The following is an 18,645-nucleotide window of genomic DNA, read 5'->3' as shown; positions in this document are numbered from 1 at the left end:
TGCGAGTGGCACATGTGACTATCGGTCCTCGCCCGTTACCGTGGAGGCATGGCTGGGTCGGCGACGAGGAAGCGGAGCACGGCGGGAAGCGGCGGGAAGGCACCGGCGCGTAGTTCGCGTACGCCGGCGAAGTCTCGGGCGGCTGCGTCGAGCAGGTCGTCCAAGGGCTCCGCCAGGGGCAGGAGCGGCTCCCGGCCGCGGACGTCCAGTACCCGGCGCCCAGCCCCCCGGCGCAAGAACGGCGCGTTCGGGCGCGGCGTGCGCAGCACCTGGAACCTCGTGGCCAAGGGCGTCGGTTCGCTGGCCCGCACGGTCGGGCGCACGCGGGAGCTCGAGGCCGAACACCGGCGCGACGGGCTCGCGCTCGGGCTGATCGCGCTGGCCATCGTCGCCGCGGTCGGCGTCTGGTGGCGGGCGGCCGGGCCGATCGGGGCTGGGGTCGAGGTCGCGACGCGGACGGTGCTCGGCGCGGGAGCGGTGACGCTGCCGCTGGTGCTGCTCGTGGTCGCGGTCGCGTTGATGCGGTCCGAACCGAGCCCGGAGACCCGGCCGCGGATGGTCATCGGCACGGTGCTGGTCGTGCTGTCCGTGCTCGGGATGCTGCACATCTTCACCGCGCTCCCGGACACCAACGACGGCCGGATGTACGCGGGCGGAATCCTCGGCGCGTTCTCCGGCGGGCTGCTCACCAAGGGCGTCACCACGTGGGTCGCGGTGCCGCTGCTGATCCTCGCGCTGCTGTTCGGCGTGCTCGTGTTCACCGGCACGCCGGTGCGCGACATCCCGCACCGCCTACGCACCTGGGGGCTCGACGAGCACGAGCTGGCTGAATACGAGGCCGGTCAGCACGACGAAGAGCCGGAACCCGAACCCGAGGCCGACCCGAAGTCGGTCCGGTTGCGGAAGCCGTCGCGGCGGCGCCAGGCGAGCGCCGACAAGGACGGCGAGCAGCTCGACATCGACGCCGCGCTCGCCGAGCCCGCCACGCCGATCCGGCCGCCGAAGCCGGTCGCGCCGCCCGCCGAGGTGCCGGAGAAGAAGCAGAAGAAGGCTCCGGAACCCGCGCTGTCGGTCACCCGCACCGTCGAGGGCGATTACGCGCTTCCGCCGCCTGACCTGCTGAAGCTCGGCGACGCGCCGAAGTCCCGCAGCAAGGCCAACGACCAGATGATCGAGGCGATCACCGGCGTCCTCGACCAGTTCAACGTCGACGCGCAGGTCACCGGCTTCACCCGCGGCCCGACGGTCACCCGGTACGAGGTCGAGCTCGGCCCGGGCGTGAAGGTCGAGAAGATCACCGCGCTGACCAAGAACATCGCCTACGCGGTGGCCACCGACAACGTCCGCCTCCTCGCGCCGATCCCGGGCAAGTCCGCGGTCGGCATCGAGGTGCCCAACTCCGACCGCGAGATGGTGCGCCTCGGCGACGTGCTGCGCGCGCCGACCACGGTCAAGGACAACCACCCGATGCTGATCGGGCTGGGCAAGGACATCGAGGGCGAGTTCGTCACCGCGAACCTCACGAAGATGCCGCACCTGCTGGTCGCCGGTTCCACCGGTTCCGGCAAGTCGAGCTTCGTGAACTCGATGCTGGTGTCGCTGCTGGCCCGTTCGACGCCCGCCGAGTGCCGGATGATCCTGATCGACCCGAAGATGGTCGAGCTGACGCCGTACGAGGGCATCCCGCACCTGATCACGCCCATCATCACGCAGCCGAAGAAGGCCGCCGCCGCGCTGGCCTGGCTCGTGGAGGAGATGGAGCAGCGCTACCAGGACATGCAGGCCAACCGGGTCCGCCACATCGACGACTTCAACGCCAAGGTCCGCTCCGGCGACATCACCGCGCCGCCGGGCAGCGAACGCGAGTACCAGCCGTACCCGTACATCATGGCGATCGTCGACGAGCTCGCCGACCTGATGATGACCGCCCCGCGCGACGTCGAGGACGCGATCGTGCGGATCACCCAGAAGGCCCGTGCCGCGGGCATCCACCTGGTGCTCGCGACGCAGCGGCCGTCGGTCGACGTCGTCACCGGCCTGATCAAGACGAACGTGCCCTCGCGGCTCGCGTTCGCCACGTCGTCGCTGACCGACTCGCGGGTCATCCTCGACCAGCCGGGCGCGGAGAAGCTGATCGGCATGGGCGACGCGCTCTACCTGCCGATGGGTGCCGGGAAACCGGTCCGCATCCAGGGCGCGTTCGTCGGCGACGAGGAAATCGCCGCGGTCGTCAACTTCGCCAAGGAACAGGCGCAGCCGGACTACAACGAGGGCGTCACGAGCGCCAAGGCCGGCGAGAAGAAGGAAATCGACCCGGACATCGGCGACGACCTCGACGTCCTGTTGCAGGCCGCCGAGCTGATCGTCACGTCGCAGTTCGGGTCGACCTCGATGCTGCAGCGCAAGCTCCGCGTGGGCTTCGCCAAGGCCGGACGGCTCATGGACCTGCTGGAAAGCCGCGGCGTGGTCGGCCCGTCGGAGGGCTCGAAGGCTCGCGACGTGCTCATCAAGCCGGAGGAACTGGAGTCGGTGCTGTTCATGATCCGCGGCGGCTCCGACGCGGGCGGCTCGCCCGCCGGCGGCGAGGACGAAGACTTCTGAGCCGCGCGTGCAACCCGGCGGCACCCCGGTCCCGTCCCTTGGGCATGGACCTCAAGAAGCTCGCACTGGGTATCGGGACGGCCGCCGCGCTGGCCGGGTGCGCGGGCGGCACGGTCGCTGTCGCGCAGACACCGTCGCGACCGCCTGCCGCTGAGCTGGGCGGGAACGTGGCGCTCACGCCCGGCCAGGAGGTGCAGGTCGCGGGCCGGGACCTGACCGTGCGCTACCGCCAGCTGGTCTCGGATTCGCGCTGCAAGCCGGGCAGGCAATGCTTCGTGGCGGGGGAGGCGGTCGTGGCGCTGGTCCTGACCGAACCGGGCCGCGGCGAGCACACGTCCGCGCAGTTGCACACCGGCCGCCAGGGCCCGGACGCGACGACGTTCGCCGGGACGACGGTGAAGCTCGCCGCGGTGGACGGGTCGGGGGAGCACATCCTGGTCCGGTTCTCCTGAGCGGTCAGAACTCCAGCAGCATCCGCGAGTTCCCGAGCGTGTTCGGCTTGACGTAAGGCAGGTCGAGAAACTCCGCCACGCCCGGGTCCAGCGACCGCCGCATCTCCTCGTACACCTCGTGCGACACCGGGGCGCCGTCGATCTCGACGAATCCGTGCCCGGCGAAGAACGACGTCTCGAACGTCAGCACGAACAGCCGCTTGAGCCCCAGCTCGCGGGCCTCTTCGACGAGCCTGCCGACCAGCGCGCGGCCGATCCCGCGGCCGCGCGCCGCCTTGTCGACCACCACGGTGCGGAGTTCGCCGATGTCCTCCCACAGCACGTGCAGCGCGGCGGCGCCCAGCACGTCCTCGTCGTCCGTCTCCTCGTCGATCGCGACCCAGAACTCCTGCACCGCCTCGTAGAGCGTGACCAGATCTTTTTCCAGGAGCACGCGGCCCGCGTCGGAATCGACGAGGGCCTTGATCTTGCGGACGTCGGCGATCCGCGCGCGGCGGACGGACGGGGAGCGGGAATCGGGCACCTGGTCAAGATAACGACCGCGAGGACCGGCCGCGCCGAGCGGCTCCGTCAGGGGCTTTGCCGGTCGTGCGGGGAGCGAAGTTCCCGGCGGTCAGGCTGGGCCGGCGACGGCCGGCTCGGGCCCGGGAGGTCCTTCGGCCTCGGCAGTCGCGCCTCGGTCGCCTCTCGAATCGCGGGCGTTGGCCGAGCGGCTCCATCGGGGGACCCCGGATGCGTGACGCCGCGAGCCGTCACGTATAGCTAGTGAGCGCACATGACCAGTAGTCGGCGGCCCGGCCCGCTGCCGGCCCTCGGGAGGAACCCTGCATGTCCGGCACCACGGTGGTCGCCCCGGAACGGCCCGGCAAACCTCCCGCCGGGCCGAGCGCGCAGGCGCGGTTCCGGCCCGAGCTGCAGGGCGTGCGGGCGCTGGCCTCGGTGCTGGTCGTCGTCTACCACGTGTGGTTCGACCGCATTTCCGGCGGCGTCGACGTGTTCTTCCTCGTCTCCGGGTTCCTGATCACCGGCCAGCTCTACCGGGCGCTGCTGCGCGGCCGCATCGAGCTGCGCGCCACCTGGGGCCGGATGATCAAGCGGCTCTTCCCGGCCGCGATGACCGTGCTGCTGACCGTCGTGGTCCTCTCGCAGCTGCTGCTGCCGCAGGACCGCTGGTTCCAGACGATCCGCGAGGTCGTCGCCTCGGCGCTGTTCTACGAGAACTGGCAGCTCGCGGCCGATTCGGTCGACTACTTCGCCCAGCACAACAGCGCGAGCCTGGTGCAGCACTTCTGGTCGCTGTCCATCCAGGGCCAGTTCTACCTGCTGTGGCCGCTGCTGTTCGTCGGCCTCGGCCTGCTCGTGCGCAGGCTCGGCTGGTCGCTGCGGCGCACGGTGAACCTGCTGCTGATCGTCCTGTTCGCCGCCTCGCTCGCGTATTCGGTGTACCTCACCGCCGCCGACCAGCCGCTGGCCTACTTCCACGGCCTCACCCGAGTGTGGGAATTCGCGCTCGGCGGCCTGATGGCGATGTTCCTCGACCAGGTCACGCTGCCGCGGCTGCTGCGCATCGTGCTCGGCTGGATCGGCGTAGCCGGGCTGGTGCTGTGCGGCGTGCTGCTCGAGGTCGACAGCGTGTTCCCCGGCTGGATCGCGCTGTGGCCGACCCTTTCCGCGGGACTGGTGCTGGTCGCCGGGCAGACCGAAAGTGTGCTCGGCGCGGACCGCTGGCTCAGCTCGAAGTTCCTCGGCTACGTCGGCAACCTCAGCTTCTCGCTGTACCTGTGGCACTGGCCGGTGCTGGTGTTCTACCTGATCGTCCGCGACCGGGTAGCGGTCGGCCTGCTGGGCGGCACGTTCGTGGTCGGCGTGTCGTTCCTGCTCTCGATCCTGACCTATCACCTGATCGAGAACCCGATCCGGCTGTCGAAGATCGGCACCGCGAAACAGTGGGGCGCCTACCGGTTCGGCGTGCTCGCGCTGGCCCCGGTGCTCGTCGCGAGCGGCGTCTGGCAGGGCGTGAGCAGCGCGCGGGCGAACTACGAGATCGCCATCGGCGACCCGGACCACCCGGGCGCGGTCGCACACGCGCCGGGCTTCGTCTACCGCGGCGCGTCGTCGCCGTCGATCGTGCCGCCCACGGTGAAGCTGGCCGACGACTGGGCCCGCACGCCCCCGGACCAGTGCTCGATCTCGCCGCGCAACAAAGAACTCCAGATCTGCACCGAGTCCCCGGAAGGCCCGCCGGCGAAGCGGGTGGTGCTCGTCGGGGATTCGCACATCCAGCAGTTCCTCGCGTCGTTCCGGCCCGCGGTGACCTCCGACGGCTGGCAGGTCTCGACCATGTTGAAGGGTGCGTGCCCGTACTCGTCCGGTTCCGAGCTGATGCCGGGCGACCAGCCCTGCCTCGACTGGAACAAGGCGGTCACCGACGAACTGCTCGACACGCACCCGGACGCGGTGATCATGCTCGGCACCATCAACGCCAAGCCGGGGCCGAACGAGACGACGCCGAAGGGCTTCGCCGACGTCTGGGCCACGCTGGACAAAGCGGGCATCCCGGTCGTGGCCGTGCGCGACAACCCGCGCTACACGTTCAACATGGCCAGCTGCGTCGCGCAGAAGAGCCCGGCCGACCCGTCGTGCTCGGTGCCGCGGTCCGCCGCGGTGGCCGCGACGCCGTCGTGGGAGCAGGTCGACGACGTCCCGGACAACGTGACTTTCCTGGACTTCACCGACTACTACTGCGACCAGAAGCGCTGCCGCGCGGTCGTCGGGAACGTGCTGGTCTACATGGACGACAATCACCCGTCCGCGACCTTCAACACGACACTCGCGCCGATCGCGGTCAAACAGCTCAAACAAGCCCTGCGGTGGTGACCGCACGCGAAGCGGGAACGGACGAGTTCGGCGACTAGCCGTCGCGGAGCGTCCCGGGTTGGGCACAATGGGACGGCGGCGGGTTCGCCGCACGGGCACCTGAGGGGGAGCTGGTCTTTTTGACGCGCGCAGGGTGGGACGCATTCCAGGCCGCACAGTCGGAGGCGGCGGCGGGCCGGACGGCCGCGCTGACCGGCCCGGACGGCGTCGGCTGGCTGCTCGTCCCCGGCCAGGCGTGGCAGCGGAGGCTGCCGGACGGGAACTGGCAGTACACGCAGCCGCCCGCGGATCCCGGCTACCGCGGCGCCGCCCGTCCCGTGCCGCCGCCCTCTCCCGGCACTCCCGCGCCGGGGTACGGCGCGCCGCAGCAGTACCAGGGCGGGCAGCCGGGCTATCCCGGTCCCGGCGGAGGGCCCCGGCAGCCGTATCCGGGTCCGCGGAGCAACCCGGGCGGATTCGCCGGGCCGCAAGGCAATCCCGGCGGGTATCCGGGGCCGCAGGGCTATCCCGGGCCGCAGGGCAACCCCGGCGGTCATCCCGGACCCGGCGCGCCGCAAGGGAACGGATTCGGCGGCCCGCCGCCCGCCCCGCAGGGCTACCGGCCGCCGCAGCCGGGCTATCCGCAGCCGCAGGGCGGCCCGTGGTCCGGGCAAGTCCCGGCGCAGCCGCCGCCCGCCGCGCCTCCGGGACCGCAGCCGCCCGCCGCGCCTCCGGGACCGCAGCCGCCCGCCGCACCTTCGGGACCGCAGCCAGTCGCGGGGCCGCCGCCGGTCCCCGCGAGCGCCCCGGCCCCGAATCCCGCCCAACCGCCGCAGATCCGGGTCGAGAACCTGGGCCAGGCGGGGATGTTCGTCGCCGGGTCCGAATCGATGGCCGAGTTCGTCACGCGCGCCACCCGGGTGGTCGCCTGGGCGGACGCCACCCGGCACGGCACCGCGAACGGCCCCGGCGAACCGCCGCCGGTCGAACCGGAGCGGCCGGGGTCGGACGGCTCCGGCAGCAACGTGCTCGGCGACATGGCGCGGCACAGCCGGTCGGTCACGCTCGACCTGCTGGCCGCGGGCAACCGGATGTGGCAGCGCAAGGAGCAGTCCCGCTACGAAAAGGCCTACGAGGAGTGGCAGAAGGCCTACGCCGAATGGGAAAAGCGCGAAGCGGCCCGGATGACCGCGGGCACCAAGCAGCCGAACCCGTTCATCCTGCTGGTGGGGGAGCCGAACACCGGCCAGCGCCGGTTCACCCGGGCGCTGAAGGCGTCGCTGACCGACGCCGAAGTCGGCTTCGACAACGCCGAGTTCTTCGACTGCGCCGCCTTGATCGCCGAGTACGGCGACGACCCGCTCGAGCGTTCGGTGCCCGCGACGATCAACGAGATCGAGAACGGCGGCTCCGCGCTCATGCTCGCCGAGCGGGCCGACGCGCTGTTCGAGAAGGACGTCGCGGCCACCGTCCGGCTGCTTCGCAACTACGCGCGCGACCAGGACAGCTGCCGCTTGATCGTCTTGGACGGCACTGAGAAGGTCCTCGAACAGCTCAGCACGGAGGCTCCCGACCTGGTGCAGAACATGCTGCAGTACCGGCTGCCCCGGTTCGACCGGCCCGCCGAAGCGGCCGCGCTGCTCGACGTCCTCGCCCGGGAACGCTCGTTCGGCCTGCCCGCCGACGTACGCGACCGGCTCGCCGCGCTGGCCAAGGAACCCAGTGCCCGCACGGTGGAGGCGCTGCTGGACGCGGCGTCGCGGCAGGCGATCAGCCGGGGCGCGATGCCGGGCACCCGGATCGAGATCGGCCACCCGGACATCGAGCCGCTCGTCGCCGCGGCGGGCCAGCGCGGCGGGTCCTCGATCGAGGAGCTGCTCGCCGAACTGGACGGGATGATCGGCCTCGCCGCGGTCAAGGAGCGGGTCCGTTCGCTGACGTCGGAGATGACGATCGACGCGCGGCGCCGGGAAGCGGGCATGAAGGTCGCGGTGCGCAGCCGCCACCTGCTGCTGACCGGAAATCCCGGCACGGCGAAGACGACCGTCGCCCGGCTGCTCGGCAAGATCTACCAAGCGCTCGGTGCGCTGCCCAAGGGCCACGTCGTCGAGGTGACCCGCACCGACCTGGTCGGCGAGTACGTGGGACAGACGTCGCTGAAGACCCGCGCGGCGGTCCAGCGGGCCGTCGGCGGCGTGCTGTTCCTCGACGAGGCGTACAACCTCGTGAACGACAAGGACGACGACTTCGGCCGGGAAGCGGTCGCGGAACTGCTGGTGCAGATGGAAAACCATCGCGAGGACCTGGTGGTCTTCGCGGCCGGCTACCCCAAGGAGATGGACGCCTTCCTGGAGTCCAACTCCGGCCTGCGCTCGCGGTTCGCCGGCGCCATCGAATTCCCGGACTACTCCAACGACGAGCTGGCGCAGATCTTCCGCGCGATGGCGAAGGGCCAGGGCTACGAGCTTTCCGCGGACCTGCTCGCGGCGCTGCCCGAGGCGGTCCGGCGGATCCCGCGCGGCCGCGGCTTCGCGAACGGCCGGTCCGCGCGCGTGCTGCTGGAAGCGGCGATCGGCAAGCAGTCCACCCGGTTGACCACCGACGGCGGCGCGGACCTGGTCACCCTCGTCGCCGCCGACCTGCCGCAGCCCGGCGAATCCGGGGTGGGCGCGGTGGACGATTCCGGACCGCGGCGCAGCCTCCCCGAACTGCTGGCCGAGCTGGACGCGATGATCGGGCTCGACTCGGTGAAGCAGCGCGTGCGGTCCATGGTGGACGAGATGGCCGTCGACGCACGGCGGCGCGACGCGGGCATGAAGGTCGCCGTCCGCAGCCGCCACCTGCTGTTCACCGGCAATCCGGGCACCGCGAAGACGACCGTGTCGCGGCTGGTCGGGCAGATCTACCGCGAGCTGGGCGTGCTGCCGTCCGGGCACCTCGTCGAAGTCGGCCGCGGCGATCTCGTCGCCGAGTTCACCGGCCAGACCGCGCCGAAGACCCGCGAAGTGTGCGAACGGGCCGCGGGCGGCGTGCTGTTCATCGACGAGGCGTACAACCTCGTGCGCGACGACAACGACGACTACGGCAAGGAAGCCGTCACCGAACTGCTGGTGCAGATGGAGAACCACCGCGACGACCTGGTGGTCTTCGTCGCGGGCTATCCGAAGCAGATGGACGAGTTCCTCGAGTCCAACCCGGGCCTGCGGTCGCGGTTCTCCGGCCGGATCGAATTCCCGGACTACACCAACGAAGAACTCGCCGGGATTTTCACCGTGATGGCGAAGAGCCAGGGCTACGAGCTCTCCGCCGACCTCGCCGCCGCGCTGCCCGAGGCGATCCGCCGCATCCCGCGCGGGCGCGGATTCGCGAACGGCCGGTCCGCGCGCGGACTGCTGGAAGCCGCGATCAGCGGGCAGTCCGGCCGGCTCGCCGCCGCCCCGGACACGCCGCCGGACCAGCTGGCCGTCCTGGTGGCCGCGGACCTGCCGGGCGAGGCCGGGGTCGCGGTCAGCGACGACGCCGGACCGCGCCGCGGACTGGACGACCTGCTCGCCGAACTCGACGGCATGATCGGCCTGGACGGGGTGAAGGAGCAGGTCCGCGCGCTGGTCGCGGAAACGCGGCTGGACGCGCGCCGCCGCAAGGCCGGGCTGCCGGTCGGGGCGCGCAGCAGGCATCTGGTGTTCACCGGCAACCCCGGCACGGCGAAGACGACCGTCGCGCGCTTGATGGGACAGCTCTACCGCGAGCTCGGCGTGCTGCCGTCCGGGCATCTGGTCGAGGTCGCGCGGCCGGACCTGGTCGGCGAGTACATCGGCCAGACCGCGCCGAAAACCCGCGAGGTGTGCGAACGGGCGATCGGCGGGCTGCTGTTCATCGACGAGGCCTACAACCTGGTCCAGACCTACTCGAACGGCGCCGACTTCGGGGCCGAGGCGGTCGCGGAACTGCTGGTGCAGATGGAGAACCACCGCGAGGACCTGATCGTGATCGCCGCGGGCTACCCGGCGGACATGGACCGCTTCCTCGACGCCAACGCGGGACTGCGGTCCCGCTTCGGCGCGACGGTGCATTTCGCCGACTACGACAACGACCAGCTGGCCGCGATCTTCACCGCCATGGCGGGCAAACAGGGCTACCGGCTCGACGCCGCGCTCGCCGAAGCGCTGCCCGGCTTCATGGCCGGCCTCGACCGCGGAACGGGTTTCGCCAACGGCCGTTCGGCCCGCGGCCTGCTCGAACGCGCGATCCGGGCGCAGGCGATGCGGCTGGCCGGGCCCGACGTCGACCTGGAGGCGCTGGACGACGCGGAGCTGACGCTGCTGACGGTTCCGGACGTGTCCACAGCGGAGTGATCCCGCGCCGGGGACTCGCGCCGGGTGCGGCCCGGCCGACCGGCCCCGGCGCACCTCAGCCGGGTCGTGGCGGCGGAGCGGCCCGGCCGGAGGAGGCCGCTTCACCGCACTGGGCGACGCCGTCGCGGGGCGGTCCGCAGGCGACGGCTACCCTGAACGTCGTGCCTTCTCCAGCCGCTGACTCCGCTCGCGCCCGCCGTGTCTCCCTCGTGACCTTGGGCTGCGCCCGCAACGAGGTCGATTCCGAGGAGCTGGCGGGCCGGCTGGCCGCGGGCGGCTGGGAACTGGCCGCCGAACCGGAGGATTCCGACGTCGTCGTGGTCAACACGTGCGGGTTCGTCGAATCGGCCAAAAAGGACTCGGTCGACACGCTGCTCGCCGCCGCCGACACCGGGCGCAAGGTCGTCGCGGTCGGCTGCATGGCCGAGCGCTACGGCAACGAACTCGCCGACAGCCTGCCCGAGGCCGACGCCGTGCTCGGCTTCGACCACTACGCCGACCTGTCCTCGCGCCTCGACGACGTGGTCGCCGGCCGCGCGATCGCCGCGCACACCCCGTCCGACCGGCGCAAACTGCTGCCGATCAGCCCGGTGCAGCGGCCCGCCGCGACGGCAGAGGTCGAGGTGCCCGGGCACGCGCAGCACGGCTGGGGCCCGCGCGTCCTGCGCACGCGGCTCGACGATTCCCCGGTCGCCGCGCTGAAGATCGCGTCCGGCTGCGACCGCCGCTGCTCCTTCTGCGCGATCCCGTCGTTCCGCGGGTCGTTCGTGTCCCGCCAGCCCGACGAGATCGTCGCCGAGGCGGCCTGGCTCGCCGAGAACGGCGCGAAGGAACTGTTCCTGGTCAGCGAGAACTCCACGTCGTACGGCAAGGACTTCGGCCGCGACGGCACCCGTGCGCTCGAACTGCTGCTGCCGCGGCTGGCCGAGATCGACGGCATCGAGCGCGTCCGCGTCTCCTACCTGCAGCCCGCCGAAACGCGGCCGCAGCTGGTCAAGGCGATCGCGACCACGCCGGGCGTCGCGGACTACTTCGACCTGTCCTTCCAGCACTCCAGCGAGCAGGTGCTGCGCCGGATGCGCCGGTTCGGCTCCACCGACTCGTTCCTCGCGCTCACCGAGCAGATCCGCGAGTACTCGCCCGAGGCGGGCATCCGCACCAACGTGATCGTCGGCTTCCCCGGCGAGACCGAGGACGACCTGGCCGAGCTGGAGCGGTTCCTCACCGGGGCCCGGCTCGACGCGGTCGGCGTGTTCGGCTACTCCGACGAGGACGGCACCGAGGCCGAGACCTTCGAGGGCAAGCTCGACCCGGCCGTGGTCGCCGAGCGCGTCGCGCGCATCTCGGCGCTGGTCGAGGAGCTGACCGCGCAGCGCGCCGAGGACCGCATCGGCACCTTCGTGGACGTCCTGGTCGAGCACGACGGCACGGACGGCGACGACGCGGTCGGCCGCGCCGCGCACCAGGCCCCCGAGGTCGACGGGGAATGCGTCATCCTCGAGGACGAAGACACCAAGCCGCTCGCGGTGGGCGACATCGTCCGCTGCGAGGTCGTCGACTCCGCCGGCGTCGACCTGGTCGTCCGCCCGGCGCCGGACGCCGGCCGGTGAGTGCCGCGCCCAGCGGGGCGGGCGAGGGCGTGCCCCGCGCCGCTTCCGAGGGCGGGGCCCAGCTGCCCGAGGCGACTCCAGTCCCGACGCTGAACCTGGCGAACCTGCTCACCATCTCGCGGCTCGTCCTGGTCCCGCTGTTCGTCGTCGCGCTGTTCACCGGCCACGGCGAGGACACCACCTGGCGCGCGATCGCCACCGGCCTGTTCGCCATCGCCTCGGCCACCGACCAGGTGGACGGCTGGGTCGCCCGCCGCTACGGGCTCATCACCGACTTCGGCAAGATCGCGGACCCGATCGCGGACAAGGCGCTCATCGGCGCCGCGCTGATCGGGCTCAGCGCGCTGGGGGAGCTGTCCTGGTGGGTCACGATCGTGATCGCGGTGCGCGAGATCGGCGTGACGCTGCTGCGGTTCTGGGTGATCCGGCACGGCGTGATCCCGGCCAGCCGCGGCGGCAAGGCGAAGACGATGGCGCAGATCGTCGCGATCGTGACCTATCTGCTGCCGCTGCCTGCGGGCGCGGACCCGGTGCGCTGGGCGCTGATGGGCCTCGCGGTGGCACTGACCGTGATCACCGGCGTCGACTACCTGGTCCGCGCGATCCGGCTGCGCGCCGCCGGCCGGCGCGCGATGGGTTCGTGATGACCGAAGCGCGCGAACTGGTCGCGACCCTCACCCGCCGGGGGGAAACCGTGGCGGCGGCGGAGTCGCTCACGGCCGGTCTCGTCTGCGCGACGCTCGCCCAGGTGCCGGGCGCGAGCGCGGTGCTGCGCGGCGGCCTGGTGGTCTACGCCACAGAGCTGAAGGCCGCGCTCGCCGGGGTCGACGAAGCGTTGCTGGCCGAGCACGGTGCGGTGCACCCCGACGTCGCCGCGCAGCTGGCCAGGGGCGCGCGGGAGCGTTGCGGGGCGACCTGGGGCCTCGGCCTGACCGGTGTCGCCGGGCCGGATCCGCAGGACGGCGTGGCCCCGGGAACGGTGTACGTCGGGATCAGCGGACCGGGCGTGGGCACGGTGCGTGAACTGGCCGAGACCGGTGACCGGGACACGATCCGGACGGCCTCGGTGCGCGCCGCGTTCGTGCTGCTCGGGGAACAACTAGACTGAAAACGGCGTTCGCCCTTGGCGTACGTACGTGTCAAGTCCTGCACTCGGGGTACCGCTCTGGGTAACGTAGGAGGCACCAGTTCGGGAAGGGAGGCGCGTGATGACCGTGCTGTTGCGCGAGGCGATCGGTGATCGGCTCCGTCATGCCCGCACCAACCAGCGTCGGACGCTGCGTGACATCTCCCGCGCCGCCCGGGTGAGCCTCGGCTACCTGTCCGAGGTCGAGCGCGGCCAGAAGGAAGCTTCCAGCGAGCTGCTGGCGTCCATTTGCGAGGCGCTGGAGCTGCCGCTGGGCGAGCTGCTGCACAAGGTCGCCGCCGACGTGTCGGCCCTCGACAAGGTCGAGGTCGCACCGGTCGAAGAGGTGGAGACCGCGCCGAGGGAGACCGTGCCCGACCGGGGCGAGGCCGGGTTCGAAGGCGGCCGCCTGGTGTCGGAGCTGATCGGCGACGACCTCTCCGACCTGCGGCTTCAGCCCGCGCCGCGGATGAACACGACGTTGCGGACCACGATCGGCGCGCCCAAGCTCGCCTCCACGATCGCGGCGTAACGCCGGCGCTGTTTCGCTGCACGGCCCCGGGGATCTCCCCGGGGCCGTCGGCGTGCGCGGGGTCCCCCTCCGGGCCGCGCCCGGCCGCCGGTCAGGGCTGACCCTGAATTCCCCCGGGGTCGCCTGGAACGGCGGAGGCCGACCTGACACGATGGAACCCAACGCCGGGGTCGGTACGTTGTGCGACTAGGGGAGCGACGCCCCGCCCCGAAGCAATCAGGGCCCGTGGGACGCAAGAAGGCAGGCGGAGGAGATGGCCAACCCGTTCGTGAAGTTCTGGAAGTACATGATGGCGGCGTTCTCGTCGAAGATCGACGAGCACGCCGACCCGAAGGTACAGATCCAGCAGGCCATCGAGGAGGCGCAGCGCAACCACCAGGCGCTGACGCAGCAGGCCGCCTCCGTGATCGGCAACCAGCGGCAGCTGGAGATGAAGCTCAACCGCCAGCTCGGCGAGGTCGAGAAGCTGCAGGCCTCGACGCGCCAGGCGCTGGTGCTGGCCGACGAGGCCCGCGGCAAGGGCGACGAGGCGAAGGCGACCCAGTTCGAGACCGCGGCGGAGAGCTTTGCCGCGCAGCTGGTCACCGCCGAGCAGAGCATCGAAGACCTCAAGACGCTGCACGACCAGTCGCTGCAGGCGGCGACGCAGGCCAAGCAGGCCGTCGAGCGCAACGCGACGATGCTGCAGCAGAAGCTGGCCGAGCGCACCAAGCTGCTCTCGCAGCTGGAGCAGGCGAAGATGCAGGAGCAGGTCTCCGCGTCGCTGAACCAGATGAGCCAGCTGGCCGCGCCGGGCAACACGCCGTCGCTGGAAGAGGTCCGGGACAAGATCGAGAAGCGCTACACCACCGCGCTGGGCTCGGCGGAGCTGGCGCAGAACTCGGTGCAGGGCCGCATGATGGAGGTCCAGGAGTCGGCCACCCAGATGGCGGGCCACTCGCGGCTCGAGCAGATCCGCGCGTCGATGCGCGGCGACTCGGTCGCCCAGGTCACCGACGGCGGTGCGGGCGCGGCCGCGGCCAAGCCCGCCGCCGCCTCGGGCGACATCCAGCGGGAGATCCAGGCCCGCGTGCAGGCGGAACAGGGCAAGAACCCGGCCTGACCGGCCGGGCACGAGCGGCGCAGGGGGCGAGACGGATGACCAAGCGGCGGGACTTCAGCGAGTTCAACGCCAAGCTCGAGAAGCACATCGAGCGGTTGCCCGACTACGCCCAGCGCGCCCAGGAAAAACTGCAGCGGTACTTCCCGCCCGCCGACGAGGCGGGCGGGAAGCCGCAGCAGAACAGCCGGGCCCCGCGCGGTCCGGTTTCCCCGCCGCCGGTGCCGCGCCGCCCGTCGGCCCCGGCCGCCTTTTCCGCGGTGGCCGGTCAGGTCCCCGCGGTGGCCGAGGTCCGCGCGAAATGGCAGCGCTGGAACGAGCCGAGCGCGAAGCACCAGCGCCGGATCCGCCGCACCTCGCGCGTGCTGACCTTGTGGGTGCTGGTGACGATCCTGTTCGGGGTCCTCACCGTGCTCACCGCCACCGGCCTGCTCGGCGGAGCGGTCGCCGGCCCGGAGATCGGGCAGGCGGTGTTCTCCGGTTTCGCGACGCTGGTGTTCGGCACGTTCAGCGTCCGCACCGGAATGCGGTTGCGAGAGCTGAAGAAGGTCGAACTTCCCGCCGCGCCCAGCGGTCCGCCGCCGCTGCCCGCCGCCGGATCGGCCGCGCGCGAGCCGATGGAGCGGCTGGCCGAGTCGGAAGCTTCGCTGCGCGAGCTCCTGAAACAGCTTTCGGTCCCGACGTCGCTGGGCACCACGGCGGTTCCCGGGGTTTCGGTCGCCGACGCCCGCGCGACGGCCGACGAGGCCGCCCGTGCGCTGCGCGGCCTGGCCGACCGGATCCAGGCGATCGAACGGGGCCGCAATTCCGCGCCGGAACGCGAACGTTCGGCGCTGCAGGCCGCGATCGCGAAACTGCGCGAACAACTCGACGACGGCATCGAAGGCTACGGCGGTCTGGTCGCCGCGGCCGGTCGCGCGGTGGCGGCGAGCAGCGACGGGATGGTCACTTCGCGGGAGGCGCTCACGGACGCGACGGACCGGCTCGCCGGGTTGGCGCTGGCGCTGAAGGACCTCGGCTGATCCGGACCGCTGACCGCGGCCGTGCGCGAGTTCGCGGTGCCTCCGGGAAGCGGTGGCCGACCGGGTCGCCGTCGTTGAAGGATCTTGGCTGACCTGCTGGTCCAGCCCCGTTCCCGGGCTCGCGGCCGGGTAATCCGCCGCGAAACGCCCGATCCGGGGGTGAATGTGGTCCGGGCCCGCGGCTTCGCGACGACTCCGGGAATCGCAGCGGCCGGGCGGGAACGCCGTCCTGATGGCCGAGTTTGGGATTCCGGTCGGCGCAACCGGACAGTGCAGCCGCGACGGTGCGTGAGTTTCCTCCGCACACCGCAACAATCGCGTAATCCGATCCTGCTGGTGACGGAAACGTCTGCGGTTTAACGTTTTTCCCATGAGGTCGGTGTTGGCACCCGCCAGGCCCGGCGTCGCGGGCTGAGGTTCGCGGCGCCGGACGTACACAGTGGACTCCTCCGATCCCGCCGAGGAAAGGACGCCCTCGTGACTACGCTCCCGCCGGAACCTGATCCTGTTCCCGTCCCTCCGCCCAGCTCGCACGAGCGGGTCCGCACCGCGTTCGAGCGGCTCGCGAAAGCCGACCGCCCCGGACTCTGGGCTTCGGTGCGGACCATGGAGGAAGTGCTCGTCGAAGCGAAAACCGTCGACGAACGCGTCCACGCCGGAGAAGACCTGCCGCTCGCCGGAATCGTCTGCGCGGCCGACTGCGACAGTCCGCCCGCGATCGCGCGGCTGACCGAAGCCGGCGCGGTGGTCCTCGGAACCACGGCCGAGGACCCGGAAAACGCGGTCGTCGGACTCGAGATCGTCGACCTGGCACTGAATTCCACTGCCCGCGAGATCGCCGCCCCGCCCGGGGTGCTGACCGTCAAACCGACGCCCGGGCTCATCCCCGGGACGGCCGTTTCGGTGTCCACGCACCGCCTCGCGACCGCCCAGCGCGCCGTCGCGGCGATGCTCGGCCCCGATGGTCTGGACCCGGCGGTCCGCGAATGGCCCGCCGACGTCCGGCTCGCTGCCGGACAGCACCCGCGCCTCGGCATTCCCGCCGAAGCCAGCCTCCCGCTGCCCGCGAGAAGGGCCTTCGACGTCGCCGCGGCGTCTCTGGAGGCTTCCGGTGCCGTGTTGGTCCCCGTGGACGTCAGCGCGCTTCACGGAGCCGGGGATGTCCTTGCGGCGCGCTCGCTGCTGGCGGATCTGGACGCGGTTCTCCTGCCGACCGTCGGCGTCCTGGACGCGACTCTGAACGCCTTGGATCTCGCCGCGGTCACCGTGTCTGGGGACCGGCGGCCGTACGGGATCACGGTGGTGACAAGGGCGTTCGAGGACCAGATCGGGGTCGACCTGGCTTCGGTGCTGACGGGTGAGCAGTCGCCGGATCCGTATCCGTGCGAGAGCGTCGACGTCGTGGTGTTCGGCGCGCATCTGTGCGGCCAGCCGTTGCACGACGAGCTGCACGGTGCCCGGTTCGGTGGTCTGGTCCGGACCGCTGAGCGCTACCGGATGGTGCTGCTCGACGGAGTCGCGCCGCCGCAGCCCGGGGTGGTCTCCGGTTCGGCGGGCGTGGACGGCGAGCGCTGGCGGCTGTCTCCCGCGGCGTTCGGCCGGTTCGCTTCGGGTTTGGCCGCGCCGTTCGTGCTCGGCCGGGTCGAGCTGGAGGACGGGACCTCGCCGCTCGCGGTGCTGTGCGAACCAGCGGCCGCGGTGGGCGGGGAAGGTCTGGACCGGTACGCGTCTTGGCGGGGGTACCTGCGGTTCGTCAGCACCGGAGGACCGCGGTTGCCCGGCTGAGGTCGGGCGGTCGCTTTCGGCGCCCGGACTGAGCTGCCGAGGCTGGCTCGTCCGGCGCCGGAGGCGGGTCCGCCCGATGCGGTGGGCGGGCCCGAGTCTTCGTGGGCGGACTCGGGCTTGGCGCCGGTGTCTGGGGGCTACCGGGCGGCGAGCCCCCGGCCGACGCGGCGGACGAGTCCGGGTCCGTGCAGGGCGAAGCCGGTGTAGATCTGCACGAGGCTGGCTCCGGCGTCGAGCATGCGGCGGGCGTCGTCCGGGCCGAGGATGCCGCCGACGCCGATGATCGGCAGCTTGCCTTCGGTCTTCTCGTGGACGAAGCGGACGACTTCGGCCGAGCGCGCGGTCAGCGGGCGGCCGGACAGCCCGCCGGTTTCGGCGGCCAGTGCGGCTTCGGCCGGGACGATGCCTTCGCGGGAGAGGGTCGTGTTGGTCGCGATGATTCCGGCGACGCCGTGCTCAAGGCAGACTTCGAGGAGTTCGGCGAGCGCGTCGTCGGTGAGATCGGGGGCGACCTTCACCAGCAGGGGAGTGTCGCCGCCCAGTTCGGTACCGGTCTTGCGGAGTTCGGCGAGCAGTTCGGCGAGCGCGGCTTTGTCTTGCAGCGCACGGAGACCCGGGGTGTTGGGGGAGCTGACGTTGATCGCGAAGTAGTCCGCGAAGGGGTGCAGGGCGCGCAGCGAGAAGCGGTAGTCCTCGACAGCCTCGTCCAGCGGCGTCACCTTGGACTTGCCGATGCTGATCCCCAGCGGGACCGCGGGTTTGCCGTGGGCGGCCAGCCGGTCGGCGAGGGCCTGGGCCCCGTCGTTGTTGAAGCCCATGCGGTTGATGACCGCGTCGCTGGCCGGGAGGCTGTAGAGGCGGGGTTTGGGGTTGCCCGGCTGGGGGTGGCGGGTGACCGTGCCTACTTCGACGAAGCCGAAGCCCAGGGCGGGCCAGGCGTGGAGGGCGCGGCCGTTCTTGTCCATGCCCGCGGCCAGGCCGATTTTGTTGGGGAAAGTCAGGCCGAGGACGGTGGTGGGGTCGGCGGTGCGGTACAGCTTCGAGATCGGGCGGAGGGTTCGTCCGGCTCGGCTCAGGAGGGCGACGGTGCGTTCGTGGACTGCCTCGGGGTCGTGGTAGGCGAGCCGGTACATCGCTGGGCGGACGATCCTGTCGAAGAGCACGTCGTCCATGCTGCCGTATCGCTGCTGGTCCGGCTTGGGGTGGC

Annotated in this window: 13 protein-coding genes; 11 read left to right on the top strand and 2 right to left on the bottom strand. The window is 71.7% G+C overall.

What is annotated here, in order from left to right; all coding sequences use genetic code 11:
* Positions 1-48: 48 nt before the first annotated feature.
* Positions 49-2,601 carry a DNA translocase FtsK gene (locus H4281_RS25210; RefSeq protein WP_182893398.1) on the top strand — a complete coding sequence of 851 codons (2,553 nt, stop codon included), beginning with the start codon at positions 49-51 and terminating at the stop codon, positions 2,599-2,601.
* A gap of 44 nt (positions 2,602-2,645) precedes the next feature.
* Positions 2,646-3,053 carry a hypothetical protein gene (locus H4281_RS25205; RefSeq protein ID WP_237600553.1) on the top strand — a complete coding sequence of 136 codons (408 nt, stop codon included), beginning with the start codon at positions 2,646-2,648 and terminating at the stop codon, positions 3,051-3,053.
* 4 nt (positions 3,054-3,057) lie between these two features.
* Here H4281_RS25205 and H4281_RS25200 read toward each other — a convergent pair whose 3' ends face one another.
* Positions 3,058-3,576 carry an amino-acid N-acetyltransferase gene (locus H4281_RS25200; RefSeq protein WP_182893396.1) on the bottom strand — a complete coding sequence of 173 codons (519 nt, stop codon included), beginning with the start codon at positions 3,574-3,576 and terminating at the stop codon, positions 3,058-3,060.
* A gap of 305 nt (positions 3,577-3,881) precedes the next feature.
* On the opposite strand from H4281_RS25200, the gene H4281_RS25195 reads away from it, so the two are divergent.
* The 9 genes from H4281_RS25195 (at position 3,882) to H4281_RS25155 (ending at position 17,438) form a co-directional block, all read left to right on the top strand.
* Positions 3,882-5,930: an acyltransferase family protein gene (locus H4281_RS25195; RefSeq protein ID WP_182893395.1), complete on the top strand. Its 2,049-nt coding sequence runs from the start codon at positions 3,882-3,884 to the stop codon at positions 5,928-5,930.
* A gap of 119 nt (positions 5,931-6,049) precedes the next feature.
* Positions 6,050-10,264 (top strand): AAA family ATPase, encoded by a 4,215-nt coding sequence (locus H4281_RS46310; RefSeq protein WP_182893394.1) that lies wholly within the window; start codon positions 6,050-6,052, stop codon positions 10,262-10,264.
* A 161-nt stretch (positions 10,265-10,425) separates the two neighbouring features.
* The gene (rimO, locus tag H4281_RS25185; RefSeq protein ID WP_182893393.1) at positions 10,426-11,874 is read left to right on the top strand and encodes a 30S ribosomal protein S12 methylthiotransferase RimO; all 1,449 of its coding nucleotides are present in this window, start codon (positions 10,426-10,428) and stop codon (positions 11,872-11,874) included.
* Positions 11,871-12,518, top strand: a complete 648-nt coding sequence (gene pgsA / locus H4281_RS25180; RefSeq protein WP_182893392.1) for a CDP-diacylglycerol--glycerol-3-phosphate 3-phosphatidyltransferase — start codon at positions 11,871-11,873, stop codon at positions 12,516-12,518. The genes rimO and pgsA overlap by 4 nt, the downstream gene beginning before the upstream one ends.
* A complete protein-coding gene (locus tag H4281_RS25175) occupies positions 12,518-12,982 on the top strand; it encodes a CinA family protein (RefSeq protein WP_182893391.1) in 465 nt (154 codons plus the stop codon). The genes pgsA and H4281_RS25175 overlap by 1 nt, the downstream gene beginning before the upstream one ends.
* Positions 12,983-13,082: 100 nt before the next feature.
* A complete protein-coding gene (locus H4281_RS25170; protein WP_182893390.1) occupies positions 13,083-13,532 on the top strand; it encodes a helix-turn-helix domain-containing protein in 450 nt (149 codons plus the stop codon).
* A 253-nt stretch (positions 13,533-13,785) separates the two neighbouring features.
* Positions 13,786-14,634: a PspA/IM30 family protein gene (locus tag H4281_RS25165; protein ID WP_182893389.1), complete on the top strand. Its 849-nt coding sequence runs from the start codon at positions 13,786-13,788 to the stop codon at positions 14,632-14,634.
* Positions 14,635-14,669: 35 nt separating this feature from the next.
* Entirely contained in the window at positions 14,670-15,653 is a 984-nt protein-coding gene (pspM, locus tag H4281_RS25160; RefSeq protein WP_182893388.1) for a phage shock envelope stress response protein PspM, read from the top strand.
* 477 nt (positions 15,654-16,130) lie between these two features.
* Positions 16,131-17,438, top strand: a complete 1,308-nt coding sequence (locus H4281_RS25155) for an allophanate hydrolase-related protein (protein WP_182893387.1) — start codon at positions 16,131-16,133, stop codon at positions 17,436-17,438.
* A gap of 137 nt (positions 17,439-17,575) precedes the next feature.
* On the opposite strand, the gene H4281_RS25150 is transcribed toward H4281_RS25155, so the two are convergent.
* On the bottom strand, positions 17,576-18,601 hold the full coding sequence (locus H4281_RS25150) for a quinone-dependent dihydroorotate dehydrogenase (RefSeq protein WP_182893490.1): 1,026 nt from the start codon (positions 18,599-18,601) through the stop codon (positions 17,576-17,578).
* Positions 18,602-18,645: the final 44 nt, after the last annotated feature.

It is taken from the genome of Amycolatopsis dendrobii, assembly GCF_014145675.1.
Lineage (GTDB): Bacteria > Actinomycetota > Actinomycetes > Mycobacteriales > Pseudonocardiaceae > Amycolatopsis > Amycolatopsis dendrobii.
Note: the sequence above shows the minus strand (reverse complement) of the source record. Positions and strands in the feature narration are given on the sequence as shown.